Source organism: Streptomyces sp. NPDC127190 (assembly GCF_042672505.1).
Lineage (GTDB): Bacteria > Actinomycetota > Actinomycetes > Streptomycetales > Streptomycetaceae > Streptomyces.
Map to the genome: position 1 here is coordinate 1 of NZ_JBHXVE010000025.1, position 18,806 is coordinate 18,806.

Sequence of the window (18,806 nt, forward strand, 5' to 3'; positions counted from 1 at the left end):
AACGCGCCCAGTGCGGCGGCGGTCACCGCGCTGACCTACGGCAGTGGGCAGAAGGCGCAGGCGCAGACGGTGGCCAAGGCGCTGCATCTGTCCGGTGCGCATCTGCACCAGGGCAGCGGCAGCGGGCTGACGCTGGTCATCGGCGCCGACTGGCCCGACGGCACCGTCTTCCCCGCCGCGACCGCCGCGGACACCAAGGCCGCGGTGTCCAACGCCCATGCCTCCACCGCCGACCAGGCCAAGACGTGCGCCAAGGTCAGCCCGTACCGGACGGTGGAGTTGAACGGGGTGCCGATGACCCCGGCCCAGGCCTACGCGGCCGCGACCAAGATCCCCGACTCCGACTCCTGAGCACAGTCCGGTCAGGCGGGCCGCTGTGACGCCGCCGCCGCGGGGTGCAGGTCGGCCAGGGTGAGCGGGTGGGCCGGTGGGGTGGGCAGGGCGATGTGGGAAGCAACGCGCAGCTCACGGTCCACATGGAGCAGCTCGCCGGGTGCCAGCAGACGCCAGTGCGGGTTCTCGTCCATCCGCTCGCTCGCCACGACCACCGCGGGACGCCCGGCCAGCGCCGCCGAGCGCACCCGCAGGCGTCCGTCGCGGCCGGTGTGGTCGAGATGACGTCCCCCGTGATGGCCGCCGGGCGGCCGCTGAAGGACGTACAGCTCATGGGTGTCGGGATAGCGCAGCGCCCACAGCTCCTCGGCGGTGACCAGGACGAGATTGAGGGCGTACAGGGGCAGATGGCCGGCGGCCCAGCGTGCCGCGGCCACGAGACCGGCCCCCACATCACCGCCGTGCGCCTCGATCTCCCGTGTGACCAGGGCGAAGAAGCGCTCGGAATCGGTGTCGCCGCGCACCAGCGCGAGGTCTGCGCCGAGGTGGCGTTCCAGCAGGTCGAGCCCCTCGATCACGCCGTTGTGCGCGAACAGCCGCCCCCGCTGCTCGAACGGGTGGGTGTTGCGCGGCTCCAGGCCGCCCGTCGAGGCATAGCGGACATGGGCGACGAAGGTGGCCGACTCCACCTGCCGGGCCTCCTGCGCGAAGGCACGGTCCGCGTAGGCGGCGATGGGCTCCTTGTGCACCTCCGGCGCACCGTCGGGGCCGAAGTAGCCGAGCCCGGTGCCGTCGGGTTCCCGGTGACTCTGTGCGCTGAGGCTGTCGGGCGCCTCGAGAAGCCAGAAGGTCGCGTGCGTACGCTGCGGAGCACTGGTCAGCCCGAACAGGCGGCACATCACAGCCTCCTTCGTCCACCGGTCGCAGGACCTTATGCCCGGTGGGGGCGGAGCGAAAGCCCGCGCGGCCCGGCGGGTGGGCCGAACGGCCGACATCCCGTGCCCCGCCTGCCCGTTCCCGCCCGGGTCAGGCGGCGGGTCGGAGCACCGCGTCGAGCGCCTGGTCGATCGTCGGGTGGCGGAAGGTGAAGCCGGCCTCCAGCAGGGCCGCCGGGACGACCCGCGCGCTCGCGGTGATGCTCGCGGCGAACTCGCCGAGCACCGCGTCCAGTGCGAACGCCGGGACGGCGGCGAGCGCCGGCCGGTGCAGCGCACGGCTCAGCGCCCGGGTGACCGCACGGTTGGTCACCGGCTCGGGTGCCGTGAAGTTGGCGGGGCCGGAGAGTTCCTCGGTGTCGATGGCGAAGCGCAGGGCCGCGATGTGGTCGGCCAGGGACACGAACGGCCAGTACTGGTCGCCGGAGCCGAGCCGGCCGCCGAGGCCGAGACGGAAGAGCGGGAAGAGCTTCCCGAAGGCGCCGCCCTCGGCCGACACCACCAGACCGGTGCGCGGATGCACCACCCGCACCCCGGCCGCGCGCGCCGGTTCGGCGGCGGCCTCCCAGTCGACGCACACGGAGGCCAGGAAGTCGGTCCCGGCAGGTTCCCGCTCGGTGACGATTCGGGTGCCGGTGTCGCCGTAGTAGCCCGTGGCGGACGCGGACACCAGGACGCGCGGCGGTGCGGCAGCCGTCGCGCAGGCCTGCGCGACGGTCCGGGTGCCCAGGACGCGGCTGTCCCGGATCTGCTGCTTGTAGGCCTCGGTCCACCGCTTGTCCCCGACGCCCGCGCCGGCCAGATGGACGACGGCGTCGACGCCCTCCAGCGCGCCGGGCTGGATGTGCCCCGCGGCCGGGTCCCAGTGCGCTGATTCGCTGCCGTCCCCGGGTGCGGTCGCCGACCGGTGCCGGACGAGACGGACGACCTGGTGGCCGTCCGCGAGGAGGGAGCGGGTGAGGGCGGAGCCGATGAGTCCGGTGGACCCGGTGATCGCGACGCGCATGGCGCCCCACCCTACACCGGGTGCTTGCAAGTTCAAGTACTGGCGGAGTCCGGCGCGGCGACCCGTGTTCGAGTCTTCGCCCACAGCAGTGAATATGCCGAGAGCATGGATTGCCCCGCGGCGTCTCCGGAAAACCGTTTCCCGCTGGGCGGCGGCCCGTCCCCGCGCCGTCCCGGGCAACGGACCGCAGCCGACCGGGTGTGTTGCCGGACGATCGCCCCGCTTGGACAATCACTCGTCCGGTCTCCTCTCACCCGCCACCGCAAGGGGTGAATGTGCTCACCGACGACACCACAGGCGCGGCCCAGCCCGCCGACCCCGACCAGAGCGACCCCGAACTCCACCGATTCGTCACCCTCTCCATGCCGCTCACCGGATTCGCCGGCTACGACCTCTACGGCACCGGCATGGCGCGGCTCTACCTCGACACCGTCCGCGGCCAGGTGGGCGCGTCCCACCTCGCGGAGTTCCTCGACGCCTGGCAGCAGGCCCTCGCGTACGACGACCCGCCGGCCCGGCTCACCCCGCTGCACCGGGAGATCGCCCGTGCCGTGACCTACCTCTGGTACACCGGAGGCTGGCCGCGGCTCGCCCCGGCCGCCCATGCCGCCCTCCGCCGCGAAGTGCCGAACACCGAGTTCGTGGCCTCGCCCAGCAGCTACCCCGAGGGGCTCGTCTGGCGCTCCTTCGCCGGTCACCCGGCCGGGGCCAAACCGCCGGGCTTCGGCACCTGGGCCGCCGAGCCGGCCCGGCTGCCCACCGAGCAGGAGATCCGCGACGAACTGCGGTCCGCCGCCACCGATCCGGGCACCGCGGACGCGCTCGCCCTGACCGCGTACGACGCCGGGTTGCCCGCCGACAGCGTGCCCGCCCATCTGCTGCCGGGCTCGCGCCTGTCCCGCGCCGTCGCCCCGTCCGCCGTACCGGCCGCGGCCGCCCCGCCGGCCACGGAACCCGAGGAAGCGAGTGAGTGAAGCGATGACCGTGACCACGACGGGCTCCGAAGTCAACGGGCGCCGCTACGACGCCATCGTCGTCGGCAGCGGCTGGGCGGGCAGCCTGATCGCCCGTCACCTGGGCAGGCAGGGCTGGCAGGTGCTGGTCCTGGAGGCCGGCAACGGCGGCACCGACACCTGGCCCGGCTACCAGGACTCCCTCGACACCTTCTCCGGCGCGGTGATCAAGGTGCCGAACTCCGCCTACCGGCGCAACACCGCCGCACCCTTTCCGGACGTCCTCGACCTCAGCCCCTCCGTCACCCCGCCCGGCTACACGGCCACCGGCCACTTCGTCCAGACCGGGCCGCTGCCCTACGGCACCGACTACGTCCGCGCGCTCGGCGGCGCCGGAATGCACTGGCTGGGCGCCACCCCCCGGATGCACCCCGAGGACTACGCGACCCACACCAGCTACCACTACGGACGCGACTGGCCGCTCACCGCCGCCGAACTGGAACCCCATCTGCGGTCGGCGGAGCGGCTCATCGGCACCGCGGGGGACGGAGCGGCCCAGCACCGCCTCGGGGTCGTACCGGATCCCGACTACGAGTACCCCATGGAGGAGATCCCCTGGAGCTACCAGGACGGGGTCTTCCAGGAGAAACTCGACGACCGCGCCGTACACGACGAGGTGTCCGGCACCGACTTCCGGCTGAAGGTCTACGGACTGCCCCAGGGCCGTAACAGCACCCCCAACCCGCTCTTCGACCACGGTCGCGGCTACCGTCCGCGCGGCGCGGTCGGCCTGGCCAACTTCGGCGAACGCTGCGTCGGAAACTCCAGCTGCACCCCGATCTGCCCGGTCCAGGCCAAGTCCTCACCGCTGCGGATCCAGCAGGACTTCCCGGACTGCGTCCGGCTCGCCACCCGCTGCGTGGTCAGCCGGGTCCTGCCGGGCCGCGGCGACACCGTGCGCGGGGTGGAGTTCCGCGAGTACGGCGACCCGGCCACCCCGGTCAGCACCCCGTACACCGCCGAGGCGGACATCGTCGTCCTCGCGGCGCACGCCATCGAGAACGCGGTGCTGCTGCTCGCCTCCGGCATGGCCAACCGCAGCGGCTATGTCGGCTGCCACCTCATGGACCACCCCACCATGCTGGCGTGGGCGCGGATGCCGCAGGACCTGCCCATCGCGCCCTTCCGCGGCCCCGGGCACACCAGCGGCCTGGAGTGCTTCCGGTTCGGCGCCGGGCGGGCCCGGCGGGCGCCGTTCCGCATCGAGATCGGCAACTGGGGCTGGGGCTGGGCCACCGGCGCCCCGCTCAGCAACGTCGCGGCGATGCTCGGCCTCGGCGGCGACGCACAGGGCGAGATCAAGACCGAGGGCGTGTTCGGCCCGGCACTGCGGCACCGGCTCGGCGACGAGATCAACCGGCAGATCCAGCTCCAGATCGCCGTCGAGCAGCACGCCGACCCCGCCAACCGGGTCACCATCGACCCGAGCCGGTACCGGGACGGCGTCGGCAACCCCAAACCCATCCTCCACTACAACCTCGACCAGCACGTCCGCGACGGGATCTTCGCGGCCCGCAAGGTCTCCCAGCAGATCTTCGCCGCCCTCGGCGCCCAGGACTTCACCGACCACGCCCCGCACGACGGCGTCGCACCCCTCGGCCACTTCCGGCACCGGATCGGCACCGAGGAACTGGACCTCGCCTACCACGGCGCCGGCCACGGCGCGGGCACCCACATCATGGGCTCCCATCCCGCCTCCTCGGTGGTCGACAGCTACCAGCGCACCCACGACCATCCCAACCTCTACGCCGTCGGCTGCGGCAGCATGCCCTCCATCGGCACCAGCAACCCCACCCTCACCATGGCCGCGCTCGCCCTGCGCAGCGCCGAGGAGATCCACCGCGACCTGGCCCGGCTGCACCAGCCGGTGACCTCCACGACGACCGAGCCGCAGCACCTGGCGACGGAGGGCGCCCTGTGATCACCGCCTACACCCTCACCCGCAACGGCCCGCGACCACCGGCCGACCTGGCGGAGCTGCGGACGTACCTCCAGGCCGCCCTGGAAGTCGAGCACCTGACGATCCCCGTCTATCTGACCGGCATGTACACCCTCAAGCCGGGCACCAACCGGCCCGCCCTCGACACCATCCGCAGCGTCGTCCTGGAGGAGATGCTGCACCTCACCCTCGCCGCCAACCTGCTCAACGCCGTCGGCGGCACCCCGGACATCGCCCACCCCCGGTTCGTCGCCGGGTACCCGGCGCAGCTCCCGTTCAGCGACCCGAGCCTGCCCCGCATCCCGCTGCGGCACTTCTCGCCCGAGGCGCTGGACACCTTCCTGCTCATCGAACGCCCCCGCTCCTTCGTCCGGCCCGAACCCGGGCAGACCGGCTGGACGTCCATCGGGCAGTTCTACGACCTCATCCGGCAGGGCCTGACCGACCTGGAGAAGAAGCAGCAACAGGCGCACCGGGACGGTACGGCGACCGGCTCCACCATCTTCACCGGGCCCCCCGAACGCCAGGTCGGCCCGGAGGACTTCTACAACTCCGGCGGCGAGGCGTTCGCCGTCACCGACCTCGAGAGCGCACTGCTCGCCGTCGAGGTGATCAGCGACCAGGGCGAGGGCACCGACGGCACCATCTGGGACAGCGACGACACCATCTTCGGCGAGGAACGCCAGGTCGCCCACTACTTCCGCTTCAAGGAGATCCGCACCGGCCGCCGCTACGGCAGACACGACCAGCCGCGCACCGAGCCCAGCGGCCCCCTCATCGACGTCAGCTGGGACGACGCCTACGCCATCCGCGAGGACGCGAAGACCGGACACTACCCGCCGCAGTCCCAGGTCCGCCGGCACGCCGAGATGTTCAACGAGCGGTACGCCTTTCTTCTCACCCTCATGGAGATGGCCTTCACCGGCATCCCGTTCGCCATGCGGTACGCGGTCCCGGTGATGCTGGAGCTGCGCGACCTCGCCCAGCGGCTCTACCGCAACCCCTATCCCGACCCGGTGCTCGCCGCGCAGGGCTACCACGCCAGTCCCACCTTCGAACTCGTCCAGGAGCACTTCGAGACCGCCCGCCCGCAGGCCGCCGCCGCGCTCCGGGCCCGCCCCACCGCCGCCCCCGAGGAACAGCTGCGATGAGCGACCCCCTGCCTCCCCTCCCACCGGGTTTCGGCCTGCCCTTCTTCTACGGCACCTTCACCAACATCGGCTTCGACTACCTCATCGACGACCCCGCCGGCCAGGAAGCCGTGCGGGACCTGCTGCACCAGGACCCCGCGGGCCGCGAGCTGTCCCCGGCCCGCTTCGGCGACAGCATGTGCCTGTCCTTCAACTACCAGCTGTACTTCGCGCAGTTCGGCACCGGCACGGGCGTCACCGAGGAGATCGAACTCAACGTGGTCGCCCACCCCACGGCCGCTGCCGCCCGGGTGCCGCGGCTCAGCTACACCGAGTACGCGCACGGCGCGGACCAGACCCGGCTGCTCGGCTTCTGCCGCATCTATGTCGCCTGCGACAACGACATCGCCATCCGGGCGGGGGTGGAACTCTTCAACGAGCCCAAGTACAAGGCCGGTTTCCAGCACACCCTGCCGGTGCCCAACGAGACCACCGCCGCCCCGGAGGCCGTGGACCGCTGGAAGGTGGTCTGCGGCCGGGACGGCACGGCGGCGGCCGACGGCTCCTTCGCCCCGGCCGACACCTACTTCTCCTTCGCCGCCGATCTGGCGGGCCGGACCGGCCGTCCGGTCAGCGTCGCGCCGTTCACCGAGTACGGCAGCCGGCGGGACGGCGCAGGCGACGCCGCCCGGCTGCTGGCCGCGCCGCTCAACGTCCTCTCCCCGTACACCTGGTACGACCTGCGGGAGGGACCCGGCACGCTGGAGTTCAGCGTGGGCGGGGCCGATCCCCAGCCCGGTCGCAGCAAGCCGTTCCTCGACCTGATCGCGGCCCGGGAACCGGCCGGTGCCTGGGTCCACCAGTCCCCGCCGGCGGCGGCGCAGAACCGGCCGTACTGGGTCGGGGCCGGCTGAGCGGCCGGCGTCACAGCCGCCCGAGGAACCCGGCGAGGGCCCGCGTCACCTCGGCGGCGTGGGTGAGGTTCGGGGTGTGGGCGGCGCCCGGCACCAGCACGAACTCCTGGGCGCCGGGCAGCGCGGCGTGCAGCGCCCGGCCGGCGGCCACGGGGACGGGCGCGTCCCGTTCGCCGTGGACGACCAGTGCGGGGACGGTGATCCCGGACAGCCGTGCGCTGATGTCGTCCGCCCCCATCAGCGTCCGCACGGCGGTCGCCGGCCGCTGGGGCGGCTGGGCTCGCCACTTCGCCAGCCACACCTCGTGCAGGGCCGGCTCGCCGATCAGCAGGTCCAGCAGCTGCGGGCCCACGGCGTCCGGCCCGGCAGCCTCGAAGGCGTCCGCCACCGCCCCCATCTGGGCCAGATCCCGCTCCGGCCAGGCGGTGGCCCGGGTGTCGACCAGTACCAGGCCCGCCACCCGCTCGGGGGCGCGCAGCGCGGCGCGCAGCGAGAGAAAGCCGCCCTGCGAGTGCCCGACCAGCACGGCGCGACCGATGTCCATGGCGTCGAGCAGGCCGAGCAGATCGTCGGCGGACTGCCAGTAGGTGTGGGGTCGGCCGTCGTCCACGGTCCGCCCGTGCAGCCGTTCGTCCCAGGCCACGCACCGGTAGCCGCCGCGCAGCGCGGAGATCTGCGGTTCCCACATCGTGTGGTCCATCAGATTGCCGTGGCTGAAGACGACGGCGGGGCCCTCGCCACCGCTGTCCTCGGCATGGAACTTCTGGTCGTGGACAGAGAAGAACGGCATGTCACGCTCCTGTGGACCGCCCGCCGCGAGCCGGCGGGACCGATGCCGCCAGCGTGCCCCGCGGCGGCGGTGCCGGTCCGGCCGTCCGTGCACGGTCATCCGGATCCGCGTGCACAGCGGCCCGTGCGAGGCTGGGGCCATGCCTGTGACAGCACGCACGGACGACCATCCGCCCGCCGACCGGCTGGAGATGTGGCGGGAGACGGTACGGCGGACCCCGGTCCCGGTCGACGTCACCGCCCCGGCCGGCGGGGACGTCCCGTTCCGTGCGGAGGTCTCCGCGGCGGCGCTGGGCGCCGTCCAGGTGGCGACCGTGGCCTCCGGCCCCGGGCAGGCGGTGCGCACCCGCCGGCTGATCGAGCGGGCGGACGACGCCTTCCTCCTGGTGGGCGTGGTTGCCGAAGGAACCGTCACCGTCGCCCAGGACGGCCGGACGAGCGTCCTGCGGGCCGGGGACGCCGCCTGCTGGGACAGCACCCGCCCCTTCACCCTGCGCTTCGACGACGACTTCCGGCTGCACGAGTTCACCCTCCCGCACCGCCTCGCCCGGCAGTCCCCGGGGACGACCACCCCGGTCACCGCCACCCGGCTCGCAGCCGACGACCCGCTCGGCTCCCTGCTCGCCCCGTTCCTGTCCCGGCTCGCCGAAGACGCCGGCCGGCATGCCGCCTCGCCCCGCGCGACCCTGCTGTCCGACGCCGTCGCCGACATGGTCGCCGCCGTCTTCCCCGATCCGCCCCGCCCCGCGGACACCGGGGGCGCGGCGCTGTGCCTGCGGATCAAGGCCTTCATCGACCAGCGGCTCGCCGACCCCGACCTCTCACCCGGCGAACTCGCCGCCGCCCACGGCATCTCGCTGCGCTATCTGCACAAGCTGTTCGCCGAGGAGGGCACCTCGGTCGGGGCCTGGATCCGGCAGCGCCGGCTCGCGGGCGCCCGCCGCGACCTCTCCGGGCCGCACGCGGACCGCCGTACGGTCGCCGCCGTGGCCGCGCGCTGGGGCTTTCGCGACCCCTCCCACTTCTCCCGGCTGTTCAAGCAGACGTACGGCATCGCACCGCGTGAGCTACGGGCCCGTGCCTGACATCAACCGCCCACCGCTGCCCGTTCCTTGAGAACCCGGTGGGGTAGGGTACGAGCTGTTTGGTTTAATTTTTTAGCGTGAGGAGGGTCCATGGCTCGGCAGGAGCGAGCTGTACGGACCCGACGTGCTGTTCTGGAGGCCGCCGCCGCGGTCTTCGCCGAGCGTGGATACGCGGCGGCCACCATCGCCGAGATCCTGCACCGCGCCGGCGTCACCAAGGGCGCCCTGTACTTCCACTTCGACTCCAAGGCGGCCCTCGCCCGGGGCGTGCTCCAGGAGCAGACGGCGAACGACCACCGCCTGCCCCGGGAACTGAAGTTGCAGGAGTGGGTGGACGCGGGCATGAGCCTGGCCGAGCGGCTGCCCCGGGAGCCGATGCTGCTCGCCGCGGTCCGGCTCGCGGCGGACCTCCAGGGGCAGGACGAGGCCGACAGCGCCTGGCCCGGGTGGGCCGGGGCCACCCGCACCTTTCTGACCGAGGCCAAGGAACGCGGCGAGGTGCTGCCGCACGTGGTGCCCGAGGAGACGGCCCAGGTGTTCCTGGGGGCCTGGATCGGCGTGCAGTTCGTCTCGCAGGCCGTCGCCGGCTGGGCCGACCTCAACTCCCGGATGTCGGCCCTGTTCAACCATCTGCTGCCCGCGGTCGCGGCCCCGGCCGTCCTCATCCGGCTCGACACCGCGCCGGACCGGGGCGCCCGGGTGCTGGCCGAGGCACGGGCCGCCGCCGAGCCCCTCGCGGGCACCGGCTCCTGAACCCGCCCCCTCCCGCCTGAACACACCCCAGCGGCACTCGATACCAAACCGCTGAGACGGTTTGCCCCGCCTCGCCGCCGCCACGCGGTTCAAAACGTTATTGATTGCGGGAAGTTGATGCGATGTCACTACGATGTGAAACCTAGACAACCGTTCGACCGGCTTGTGTGCGGCACGTGCCGGTCGGGGTCGCCGATGCCAGGGTCCGCTCCCCGGGCGGCGGTGATCTTCCTTCACAGGAGGACCCCCCCGCATGTTCCGACGTATAGGCACCACGGTCGTCCGACATCCCGTCTGGACGATCGTGGCATGGCTGATCGCCGCGGTGGCGATCGTGGCCACGGCCCCCAGCCTGCCCTCGAACAGTGACGAGAGCAGTTTCCTGCCCAAGAGTTACGAGTCCATCAAAGCGGCGGTCATCCAGCAGAAGGCGTTCCCCAGCGCCTTCACGCCGTCCGCGATCGCGCTCTACCAGCGCACCGACGGCGGCCGGCTGACCGCCGCCGACCGCAAGGACGTCGCCCGGATCACCACCGAGCTGGGCAAGAAGCACATCGACCAGGTGCAGAAGGTCGTCCCCGGCCCGCCGTCCAAGGACGGCAGGTACGCCATGACCCTGGTGCAGATGGACAGCAAGAACGCCGGCCAGCCCAAACAGGCCGACGCGGCCAAGGTGTTGCGCGAGGACGTCAAACAGCTCGCCCACGGCACCCATCTGGACGTGCGGCTCGGCGGCTCCGCCGCCCAGGCCCTGGACCAGCAGGACTCCTCCAAGCGCGGCCAGGCGCTGATCGGCATCGGTACCTTCGTCATCATCCTGGTGACCCTGCTGATCATCTTCCGTGCGCCGATCCTCGCCGTGCTGCCCCTGGTCCTCATCGGGCTGGTGTCCGCGGTCGCCAACGGGCTGATCGCCTACGCCACCAAGCTCTTCGGGCTCCAGGCCAACAGCTCCATCTCGTCCATCCTCATCGTCGTGCTCTTCGGTGTGGGCACGGACTACTTCCTGTTCCTGATCTTCCGCTACCGCGAGCGCCTGCGGGCCGGCGACGAACCCAAGCAGGCCATGGTGAACGCCGTCGGGCGGGTCGGTGAGGCCATCGCCTCCGCGGCCGGCGCGGTCATCATCGCCTTCCTCGCGCTGGTGCTGTCCACGCTGGGCTTCCTCAAGCAGATGGGCCCGGCGCTCGCCATCGCGGTCGGCGCCACCCTGGTCGCGGGCCTGACCCTGATCCCGGCCGTGGTCTCGCTGATCGGCCCGAAGGTCTTCTGGCCCTCCAAGTCCTGGCAGAAGGAGCCGGACAACGCCCGGTTCGCCGCCCTCGGCCGAGGGGTACGGCGCCGCCCGGCGCTGACCGCCGCCGTCTCCGGTCTCGTCCTGGTCGTGCTGTCCCTGGGCACGCTCGGCTTCCACGCCACCTTCGACCTGGCGTCGGGCTCCATGCCCAAGACCAAGGAGTCCATGGTCGTCCAGGACCGGATGCAGCAGGCGTACTCGGCGGGCGCCGCGGCACCCACCGACGTCTACCTCTCCAGCACCGACGGCAAGCCGCTGGACAAGACCGGCTTCACCGCGTACGTGCAGAAGCTCGGCGCCGTCGACGGTGTGGCGAACGCCCGGCTGACCCAGCTGAACACGGCGGGCACCACCGCCGACTTCACCGTCACCCTCAAGTACGAGGCGTCCACAGACAAGGCGATCGACGCCGTCGGCCGGGTGCGCGACACCGCCCACTCCGACGCCCCCAAGGGCACCGAGGCGGTCGTCGGCGGCATGTCCTCCATCTACAAGGACATCAACGCCGCGGTCCAGCACGACTACAAGACGGTCTTCCCCGTCGCCGCGCTCCTCATCATGCTCATCCTCGGGCTGCTGCTGCGCAGTGTGGTCGCCCCCTGGTACCTGATGGCCTCGGTGGGCCTCGGCTTCGGCGCCACCCTCGGCGCCACCGTGTGGATCTTCCAGAAGGGGCAGGGACACTCGGGCCTGATGTTCATGCTCCCGGTGATCATGTACCTGTTCGTGGTGGCCATCGGCACCGACTACAACATCCTCATGATCGCCCGGCTCCGCGAAGAAGCCCGCGAGGGCCGCGAACCCCGTGAGGCGGCCGGCATGGCGCTGCGCCACGCCGGGCCCACCGTGGCCGCGGCCGGGTTCATCCTGGCGGCGACCTTCGCCACCATGATGCTCGCGGGCAACTCGCTGCTGTCGGAGATGGGCTTCGCGGTCTCCTTCGGCATCGCGATCGCCGCGTTCGTCATGGCGATGTTCTTCACCCCGAGCCTGACCGCGCTGATCGGCCACGCCGCCTGGTGGCCGGGCCACGGCGACCGCGCGGACACGCCCGCCGCGACCGGCTCCGGCCCGCTGGAGCGGGGCGCGGACGACGACCCGTCCCCGCACGATCCGGTGGGACGCTCCAGCCGGAGGTAGCGAGGACCGAGGGGGCGGGCACGGCCGACGGGCCGTTCCCGCCCCCTCGGCATGCCGGCCGTCAGCCGCCGCGTGCCCGCACCGGGCGCAGTCGACCTGTCCCTGCCAGGTGTACCGGCGCGGCTGCGAGAAGCCGTCCACGTTGTACGGATTGCCGTTGGCGTCGCCGGCGGGCGCGCCGGCGACGGTCACCGCGAACGACACCTGGAGCGTCGACTCAGGTCGTCCCGGTCTAGAGACACTCCTCGCAGATAGCGACGTGGGTGGACTTCGTGAAGTCCTCACGGAGTGAGTGCACGATCTTGATGCCGCACCCGCAGTTGCGCTCGCTCATACGGGTGTCGATGGCAAGCCTGTTGACCTGGTGGCCTTCGCGGCGCAGCAGCTCCATCAGGAACTTCGAGGGATCTGCGTAGAGTTCGGCCAGCTCGTCCTCGCCGAGTTCGAGGTCGAAGACTTCAAATCCGGTTATTTCCTGCTCAGTTGTGCGCTTCAGACCGGCCATTGGATCACCGCCTGCGGAGGGTTCGCTCACCTGCCATTGTCCGCTCCATGCTGGGGCGTGCAACAAGAGAGGGTTGAGGGAGCGGGGTCTGTACCTGGGGCTGGGAGCGGTGACCCCACGCGGTGAGCCGTGCCGTCGGCGTCGATGTAGACGAACTCCCGGAGGCCGTAGGGCGTGTTCGCCGGATCGGAGAAGCGGCCTTCGACGCCCGATGCCTTCCACTCCGCGCAGACGGCGTCGGCATCACTCACGTAGAGGTAGATGACAGTTCCGGTGTGCTGAGGGTCGTGCCCGGGCCACTCCGTGAGATGGAGGGAAACCGAGCCCCGCTCGACGAAGCCGTAGCGGTCCGGGCCTTCGTAGGCGTGCGCCGTGAAGCCCAGGCGGCGGTAGCGGTCCAGGGCGGCGTCGAGATCGCGGACGGGGACGACGGGCGCGACCCCGGTGAAGGCGACTTCCGGCATCCGGTCAGTCTCGCAGGCGGGGGGTCACCCGTACAGCAACGCCTCGCTACAGTGCGCTGACCGCCGGTTGCAGAACGTTTCCTGCCTTCGGGAGGCACTTACTGGCCGGTTGGGGGCACACGGAGAACAGGAGCATCGCCATCAGTAGGAGGCGTGTCATGATCGCTCTCGGTGTCATCCTGCTCATCGTCGGGTTTGTCACGGGCATCTCGATCCTGTGGACCATCGGGATCATCCTCGCCGTCATCGGGATCGTCCTGTGGCTCATGGGATCCATGGGGCACGCGGTCGCCGGCCGGCGGCACTATTGGTGACCGGCGGAGTCGAGCACTGCCGGGGCCTGACCGTCCTTCGGGGCGGGCCCGGTCCCGGCAGCGCGGGACATGAGGGAAAATAGTTGCCCAGAGAAACCAGATCGGGCGCGAAGGGTCCCTCATGCCGCACCTCACCATCGACTGCTCGTCCCAGCTGGCCGGGGCCTTCGACCCCGGAGTCCTGGTGAAGGAGCTGCACACGCTCGTCCTGGAGGAGTCCGGCTCCAGGGGGGTCTGCAAGACGCTGCTGCGCACGTCCGAGGCGTACATCGGCGACGCGACGGGCGCGGAGAGCCGCTTCGTGCATGTCGAAGTGGGCCTCATGCCGGGCCGCAGCGAGGCACGCAAGGCGCGGCTGTCGGAGAACATCCTGGCGCTGCTGGCCCGGCATCTTCCGCTGGAGGGCGCGGAGGGAACGGTCACCTCGGCGGAGGTACGCGACCTGGCCGATTCCTACCGCCTGTCCACCCCGTCCCGCCCGTCCCCCTGAGAGGCGGCCGCGGCAAGGGGGCCCGAGACCTTTCCGGAGGCCGATGTGACAGTGAACCGGCTGGGTCTGGTCGTACACGGAGGGCGCCCGGAGGCCGTACAGGCGGCCGACGTGGTCCGGGACTGGTGCCGGGAGCGCGCCGTCCGCTGCGCGGACATCGACGTGTGGCACGACGGCGGGCGGCGCAGCGCCGAGGAGGAGGTCGAGGCCGCCGGCGACCCCGACCTCGTGGTGACCCTGGGCGGCGACGGCACCTTCCTGCGCGGCGCGCGGCTGGCCGCGCAGCATGACGCCCTGGTGCTGGGCGTGGACCTGGGACGGCTGGGCTTTCTCACCGAGGTGCCGGCCGCCGAGGTGCGCCCGGCCCTGGACGCGGTGCGCGAGGACCGGTTCCGGATCGACCGCCGTATGCTGCTCGCCCTGCGCGCCTCACGCCGGCTGGAGGTGCCGCCGGGGGTGGAGTCCCTCATCGCCCGCGGCCGCGGGCCGCTGCTGCCGCCGCCCCCGGTACGGTCCGACTGCGAGGCCGACAGGGACTGGGGCATCCCGCTGGACGTCACCGCGCTGAACGACGTGGTCATGGAGAAGCTGGCCAGGGACCGGCAGATCTCGGTCGGCGTCTATGTCGCCGGCCGGCTGCTGGCCTCGTACTCCGCCGACGCGCTGCTCGTCGCCACGCCGACCGGCTCGACCGCGTACAGCTTCGCCGCGGGCGGACCGGTCGTCTCGCCGCGTGCGGAGGTTCTCGTCTTCACGCCGGTCGCCCCGCACATGGCCTTCGACCGGTCGGTGGTCACCGCCCCCGACGAACCCGTCGGGCTGCGCCTGCTGGAGCGGTCCGGGCCGGCCGCGGTGAGCATCGACGGCCAGCTGCGGGGTGTGCTGGACCCGGGCGACTGGATCGGGGTGTACGCGGCCCCGCGCCGGCTGCGGGCCGTACGGCTCGGCCCGATGGACTTCTACGGCCGGCTGCGCGAGCGGATGAACCTGACCGACGCCCCGGCCGCGGTCGCCGACGGTTCCCCCGCCCCGCTGTGGTCGGTGACCACACCTCCGCCCGGAGACATCGCCCACCTGACCCTGCTGACCGCCCGGCGCGACTCCGCACCGCTCCGCTGAGCGGACCGGCCGGGGCGGCGGGCGGGCGTCCGGCGGACATCGTCAGGAGGTCCCTCGGGACGACGGTCCCTCCCACAGACCGATGTGGACCGGCCCGCCGGCGGGGGAGACGTCCGCGAGGACGGTGGAGGGGACGCGGAAGACGCGGCCGGGGGACGCGGGCCAGGGCAGGGTGCGGCGGGTGAGGACGCGGCCGTCCTGCTGGACGTGGACCTGGGGGCGACGGACGTACGCGTCGCTCCACAGCAGCAGCCGGGACCGCGGTGGCGCCGGGTCGCCGGGGCGCAGGAGCTGCGGGGCGACCCAGCGGAAGGGCGCCTCGGCGATCAGCCGCACACCCGGCGCCGGCTGCGGCGCGCCGTGCAGATGGGCCATGACCCGGCGGGCGACGTGCCGGCCGTCCAGGGCGGCGACATCGGCGGTGTCGGCGGGGTGCAGGAGGTTGCCGGCGGCGAAGAAGCCGGGCCGGCTGGTGCGCAGCGCGCTGTCGGTGAGCGGGCCGCGCGTGCCCTCGTCCAGGGCGAGGCCGGCGGTGCGGGCGAGTTCGTGGTCGGGGAGCCAGTCGCCGGTGAAGACGACCGTGTCGCACGGGAAGGTGCGGCGCCGTCCGGTGTCCAGGTGCTCGATCTCCACGGCCTCGCAGCGGCCCTTGCCGAGGATCCGGGCGACGCGGCTGCGGACGGCGACCGGCACGCCCAGCACCGTGCGCCCGACCGCGGTGAAGGCGCCGTACGACTCCGCCCTCGGGTACTGGCTGATCATCAGGGCCGGGGTGCAGCCCGCGCCGCGCAGGGTGAGCGCCGCGGACCAGCTGACCGGCTCCGCGCCGACGATCACCGCACGTGTGCCCACGGGCCTGCCGTGCAGATGGACCAGGCGCTGCACCTGGCCGGTGGTGTAGACGCCCTCGGGCCGGTCCCCGGGGACACGGCGGGCGGCGCGCGGCCGCTCCCGCGCGCCGGTGGCCAGCACGACGGCCCGCGGCCGGATCCGGTACCGGCCGCCGGGGCTCGTGACCTCGGCGGTGTGTTCGTCGGCCCAGCCGGTGACCATCGTGCGGGTACGGATCTCGGCCCCGGCTGCGGCGGCCCGGCGGACGAGGTGACGGGCGTAGGCGGGGCCAGTCAGGACGCGGTGCAGGTCCCGCAGGCCGTAGCCGGTGTGGCCGCTGTGCCGGGGGATGCCGCCCGCCGTCTCCTCGCGGTCGACGACGAGGACGTGTCCGGCACCGAGTGCGGTGAGCTCGGCGGCGGCGGTGAGACCGGCCGGTCCGCCGCCGACGACGAGGACGTCGGGGGTGATCAGGGGCGGCTGCTGGGTCATCGGCGGTCGTCCTTGCTCGGGCCGGGGCGGTCGTCGGGGGTGCGGTGCTGGTGGAGGAGGGCCGCTACGGTGGCACCGCAGTAGGTGCCCTGGCAGCGGCCGTTCATGGCCCGGGTGCGGCGGCGCAGCCCCCCGAGGTTCCGGGCCGGGACGAGTGCGCGGCAGGCGTCACGGATCTCGCCCTCGGTGACCCGCTCGCAGAAGCAGACGACGCTGCCGTAGGCGGGGTCCCGGGCGATGAGGGCTGCGTCCTGGTAGGGGCGGCGGGCGGCCTCGCCGATGGCGGGCATCCGGGGCGGGCCCGGCAGGTCGGCGCGGGGCCGCAGCTCCAGTCCGGCCTCCGCCAGCAGTTCGCGGGCGTGCTCCGCGATGGCCATGCCGGCCGACAGCCCGGTGGAGCGGATGCCGCCGGCCAGGAGATAGCGCCGGTCCGGGTCTGCCTCGATGAGGTAGTCGGGGCGGTCGATGGCGGCGCGCAGACCGGCGTAACTCGCCGTGACCTCCTCGGCCGCAAGCCGCGGCATGAGGCGTTCGGCGTGGGCGAGGAGGAAGGCGAAGCCCTCCTCGGAGGTGCCGGTGTCGGTGCGGTCGATGAGGTCCTCGGCGGTCGGACCGAGCATGACGTTGCCGTAGACGGTCGGGGAGATGAGGACCCCCTTGCCGCGGGAGGACGGCACCGGCAGGACGATCCTGTCGACCAGGGGGCGGGCGAGCTTGTCGAAGACGAACAGTTCGCCACGGCGCGGGGTCACGGTGAACCGGTCGTGGCCGAAGAGCCGGTCCAGGTGATCGGCGCCGAGCCCGGCCGCGTTGACGACCCAGCGGGCGTGCACCTCGCCGACCGCGGTGTGCAGGGTGGTGGTCTCCTCGCCGGTGCCGACACCGGTCACCGCGTGGCCGAGCAGGATCGTGGTGCCGCGCTGCCGGGCGTCCGTGGCCAGCGCCAGATTGGTCGTCCAGGTGCAGATGACCGACTCGTCCGGCACCGTGAGTCCGCCGCGCACACCCGCGCCCAGGTGGGGCAGCGCGGCGTAGATCTCGTCGGCGCCGACGATCCGGCAGTGCGGGTAGTCGTTGGCCTCGGCCTTCTCCTTCAGCCCCGGCAGCGCCCGCAGTTCCTCCTCGCTCCAGGCCACCAGCACCGCGCCCGTACGCTCGACGGGGATGCCGGTGGCGTCGGCGTACGCGCGCAGCAGATGGTGGCCGCGGGCGACGAGCCGCGCCTCGAGGGTGCCCGGTACGGCGTCGAACCCGGTGTGCAGGATCGCCGTGTTGGCCTTGCTCGTACCGTCGCCCACGTCGTCGCGGGCTTCCAGCAGGGCCACGGAGACGTCGTAGCCGGACAGTTCGCGTGCGACGGCCGCGCCGACGATGCCTGCGCCGATCACCGCGACATCGAAGACACCGTCGTGCGGGCGGTGGGGGAGGAGGGACATGGGGCGTTCTCCGATCTCCCGGGTGGACGGTCCGACGGCACGGCACCGCACCTCCGGCCGTGCCGGGCGCCGTCCGCCATGGCAGCAGCCTAATGATCAGCGAGGGACGGCTGAGGTGAACTCGCATAAACCAGGCCGCTGTTGCGGGTGCGGTGTCCTTACTGATCGTTTCAGAATGAGTTGATTTGCGCTGGAGCCACGCCTGGTGGAAGGACATCCGGGCGAGTAGGCCGCTGACTTCGTCGGTGAGCTGTTGTCGTACGGCGGAGGAGGATTTGGGGCGACGCCCTATGTGGTACGACATCTCCAAGTACGCTTCGACCGCGGTCAGGGCCTCGGCGCTCCCTGACGGCGTAGGCATGTCCGACCTGGACGCTTTGCAACAGGTGCTCGACATCGACTCCCCGGCCCACAGCCTCCACAGCGCCCATGAGCGCTTCCGCCGGAGGCTCCGGCGCGACCCCGGGGTTCTCGGCCAGCGCAGCCACCACGCTCAACGCGACGGCCTCACATCCCTTGCGCAGCTCCTGCACGAGGCCGTCCACGCCAAGCTGCGGGATCTGCGTGCTCACGTGATCAGCCATGCCCTGGCCGAGCCCGACGGCCCAGGCCACCGGGCCCTCACCGACCCGGTCGACAAGCCGGTCGACCTGGGCCGGGGGCAGCACCGACCGGGACAACACATTCCGGCCACGCGGCGCAAGCACACGAATCCATCCACTCACGTCGCCCACTGGCCCTCGCCACCTCCGTCCAGGACCGAAGCGCAGAGACCAGTCCGTGCCGTCGAGCGCACCCTCGGTCAACAAAGACAACAGACA

General features: G+C 72.4%; 18 protein-coding genes. 11 read left to right on the forward strand and 7 right to left on the reverse strand.

Annotated features, from left to right (window positions below; genetic code table 11):
* Positions 1–351: LytR C-terminal domain-containing protein (locus tag ACFVIU_RS30065; protein ID WP_385846350.1), on the forward strand; the 351-nt coding region annotated here is incomplete at its 5' end.
* Positions 352–362: 11 nt separating this feature from the next.
* On the opposite strand, the gene ACFVIU_RS30070 is transcribed toward ACFVIU_RS30065, so the two are convergent.
* Both ACFVIU_RS30070 and ACFVIU_RS30075 read right to left on the reverse strand, forming a co-directional pair.
* Positions 363–1,232, reverse strand: a complete 870-nt coding sequence (locus ACFVIU_RS30070) for a class II glutamine amidotransferase (protein WP_385846352.1) — start codon at positions 1,230–1,232, stop codon at positions 363–365.
* A gap of 127 nt (positions 1,233–1,359) precedes the next feature.
* On the reverse strand, positions 1,360–2,274 hold the full coding sequence (locus ACFVIU_RS30075) for a TIGR01777 family oxidoreductase (RefSeq protein WP_385846353.1): 915 nt from the start codon (positions 2,272–2,274) through the stop codon (positions 1,360–1,362).
* Positions 2,275–2,549: 275 nt separating this feature from the next.
* Here ACFVIU_RS30075 and ACFVIU_RS30080 point away from each other — a divergent pair, with 275 nt between their 5' ends.
* The 4 genes from ACFVIU_RS30080 to ACFVIU_RS30095 are packed head-to-tail and all read left to right on the forward strand — an operon-like array spanning position 2,550 to position 7,270.
* Entirely contained in the window at positions 2,550–3,248 is a 699-nt protein-coding gene (locus ACFVIU_RS30080; protein ID WP_385846354.1) for a hypothetical protein, read from the forward strand.
* 4 nt (positions 3,249–3,252) lie between these two features.
* The gene (locus ACFVIU_RS30085) at positions 3,253–5,208 is read left to right on the forward strand and encodes a GMC family oxidoreductase (protein WP_385846355.1); all 1,956 of its coding nucleotides are present in this window, start codon (positions 3,253–3,255) and stop codon (positions 5,206–5,208) included.
* Positions 5,205–6,377: a ferritin-like protein gene (locus tag ACFVIU_RS30090; protein ID WP_385846356.1), complete on the forward strand. Its 1,173-nt coding sequence runs from the start codon at positions 5,205–5,207 to the stop codon at positions 6,375–6,377. The genes ACFVIU_RS30085 and ACFVIU_RS30090 overlap by 4 nt, the downstream gene beginning before the upstream one ends.
* Entirely contained in the window at positions 6,374–7,270 is an 897-nt protein-coding gene (locus ACFVIU_RS30095; protein ID WP_385846357.1) for a hypothetical protein, read from the forward strand. The genes ACFVIU_RS30090 and ACFVIU_RS30095 overlap by 4 nt, the downstream gene beginning before the upstream one ends.
* 10 nt (positions 7,271–7,280) lie before the next feature.
* Here ACFVIU_RS30095 and ACFVIU_RS30100 read toward each other — a convergent pair whose 3' ends face one another.
* A complete protein-coding gene (locus tag ACFVIU_RS30100) occupies positions 7,281–8,060 on the reverse strand; it encodes an alpha/beta fold hydrolase (RefSeq protein WP_385846358.1) in 780 nt (259 codons plus the stop codon).
* A 139-nt stretch (positions 8,061–8,199) separates the two neighbouring features.
* Between ACFVIU_RS30100 and ACFVIU_RS30105 the strand changes: the two genes are divergently transcribed.
* The 3 genes from ACFVIU_RS30105 (at position 8,200) to ACFVIU_RS30115 (ending at position 12,334) form a co-directional block, all read left to right on the forward strand.
* Positions 8,200–9,144, forward strand: a complete 945-nt coding sequence (locus ACFVIU_RS30105) for a helix-turn-helix domain-containing protein (protein ID WP_385846359.1) — start codon at positions 8,200–8,202, stop codon at positions 9,142–9,144.
* A gap of 90 nt (positions 9,145–9,234) precedes the next feature.
* Positions 9,235–9,897, forward strand: coding sequence for a ScbR family autoregulator-binding transcription factor (locus ACFVIU_RS30110; protein ID WP_385846360.1), 663 nt, complete (start codon positions 9,235–9,237; stop codon positions 9,895–9,897).
* Positions 9,898–10,150: 253 nt separating this feature from the next.
* Positions 10,151–12,334 carry an MMPL family transporter gene (locus ACFVIU_RS30115; protein ID WP_385846362.1) on the forward strand — a complete coding sequence of 728 codons (2,184 nt, stop codon included), beginning with the start codon at positions 10,151–10,153 and terminating at the stop codon, positions 12,332–12,334.
* Positions 12,335–12,566: 232 nt separating this feature from the next.
* On the opposite strand, the gene ACFVIU_RS30120 is transcribed toward ACFVIU_RS30115, so the two are convergent.
* Positions 12,567–12,869: a hypothetical protein gene (locus tag ACFVIU_RS30120; RefSeq protein ID WP_385846364.1), complete on the reverse strand. Its 303-nt coding sequence runs from the start codon at positions 12,867–12,869 to the stop codon at positions 12,567–12,569.
* Positions 12,866–13,303, reverse strand: coding sequence for a bleomycin resistance protein (locus ACFVIU_RS30125; RefSeq protein WP_385846365.1), 438 nt, complete (start codon positions 13,301–13,303; stop codon positions 12,866–12,868). Before ACFVIU_RS30125 ends, ACFVIU_RS30120 begins: the two co-directional genes overlap by 4 nt.
* A gap of 158 nt (positions 13,304–13,461) precedes the next feature.
* On the opposite strand from ACFVIU_RS30125, the gene ACFVIU_RS30130 reads away from it, so the two are divergent.
* The 3 genes from ACFVIU_RS30130 to ACFVIU_RS30140 all read left to right on the forward strand — a co-directional run bounded on the left by ACFVIU_RS30130 (position 13,462) and on the right by ACFVIU_RS30140 (position 15,226).
* On the forward strand, positions 13,462–13,617 hold the full coding sequence (locus ACFVIU_RS30130; protein WP_385846366.1) for a DUF6131 family protein: 156 nt from the start codon (positions 13,462–13,464) through the stop codon (positions 13,615–13,617).
* 121 nt (positions 13,618–13,738) lie between these two features.
* Positions 13,739–14,107, forward strand: a complete 369-nt coding sequence (locus ACFVIU_RS30135; RefSeq protein ID WP_385846368.1) for a 5-carboxymethyl-2-hydroxymuconate Delta-isomerase — start codon at positions 13,739–13,741, stop codon at positions 14,105–14,107.
* A 45-nt stretch (positions 14,108–14,152) separates the two neighbouring features.
* Entirely contained in the window at positions 14,153–15,226 is a 1,074-nt protein-coding gene (locus ACFVIU_RS30140; RefSeq protein WP_385846369.1) for an NAD(+)/NADH kinase, read from the forward strand.
* 42 nt (positions 15,227–15,268) lie between these two features.
* On the opposite strand, the gene ACFVIU_RS30145 is transcribed toward ACFVIU_RS30140, so the two are convergent.
* Entirely contained in the window at positions 15,269–16,549 is a 1,281-nt protein-coding gene (locus ACFVIU_RS30145; RefSeq protein WP_385846370.1) for an NAD(P)/FAD-dependent oxidoreductase, read from the reverse strand.
* Complete coding sequence (locus ACFVIU_RS30150) at positions 16,546–17,985, reverse strand: NAD(P)/FAD-dependent oxidoreductase (RefSeq protein ID WP_385846371.1); 1,440 nt, start codon at positions 17,983–17,985, stop codon at positions 16,546–16,548. The genes ACFVIU_RS30145 and ACFVIU_RS30150 overlap by 4 nt, the downstream gene beginning before the upstream one ends.
* Positions 17,986–18,806 lie beyond the last annotated feature (821 nt).

Excerpts from the sequence above, each read along its gene's own strand:
- ACFVIU_RS30095 (WP_385846357.1), top strand. The coding sequence starts at position 6,374 with ATGAGCGACCCCCTGCCTCCCCTCCCACCGGGTTTCGGCCTGCCCTTC.
- ACFVIU_RS30105 (WP_385846359.1), top strand. The coding sequence starts at position 8,200 with ATGCCTGTGACAGCACGCACGGACGACCATCCGCCCGCCGACCGGCTG.
- ACFVIU_RS30135 (WP_385846368.1), top strand. The coding sequence starts at position 13,739 with ATGCCGCACCTCACCATCGACTGCTCGTCCCAGCTGGCCGGGGCCTTC.
- ACFVIU_RS30115 (WP_385846362.1), top strand. The coding sequence starts at position 10,151 with ATGTTCCGACGTATAGGCACCACGGTCGTCCGACATCCCGTCTGGACG.
- ACFVIU_RS30110 (WP_385846360.1), top strand. The coding sequence starts at position 9,235 with ATGGCTCGGCAGGAGCGAGCTGTACGGACCCGACGTGCTGTTCTGGAG.
- ACFVIU_RS30070 (WP_385846352.1), bottom strand. The coding sequence starts at position 1,232 with ATGTGCCGCCTGTTCGGGCTGACCAGTGCTCCGCAGCGTACGCACGCG.
- ACFVIU_RS30130 (WP_385846366.1), top strand. The coding sequence starts at position 13,462 with ATGATCGCTCTCGGTGTCATCCTGCTCATCGTCGGGTTTGTCACGGGC.
- ACFVIU_RS30145 (WP_385846370.1), bottom strand. The coding sequence starts at position 16,549 with ATGACCCAGCAGCCGCCCCTGATCACCCCCGACGTCCTCGTCGTCGGC.
- ACFVIU_RS30150 (WP_385846371.1), bottom strand. The coding sequence starts at position 17,985 with ATGTCCCTCCTCCCCCACCGCCCGCACGACGGTGTCTTCGATGTCGCG.
- ACFVIU_RS30075 (WP_385846353.1), bottom strand. The coding sequence starts at position 2,274 with ATGCGCGTCGCGATCACCGGGTCCACCGGACTCATCGGCTCCGCCCTC.
- ACFVIU_RS30085 (WP_385846355.1), top strand. The coding sequence starts at position 3,253 with ATGACCGTGACCACGACGGGCTCCGAAGTCAACGGGCGCCGCTACGAC.
- ACFVIU_RS30125 (WP_385846365.1), bottom strand. The coding sequence starts at position 13,303 with ATGCCGGAAGTCGCCTTCACCGGGGTCGCGCCCGTCGTCCCCGTCCGC.
- ACFVIU_RS30100 (WP_385846358.1), bottom strand. The coding sequence starts at position 8,060 with ATGCCGTTCTTCTCTGTCCACGACCAGAAGTTCCATGCCGAGGACAGC.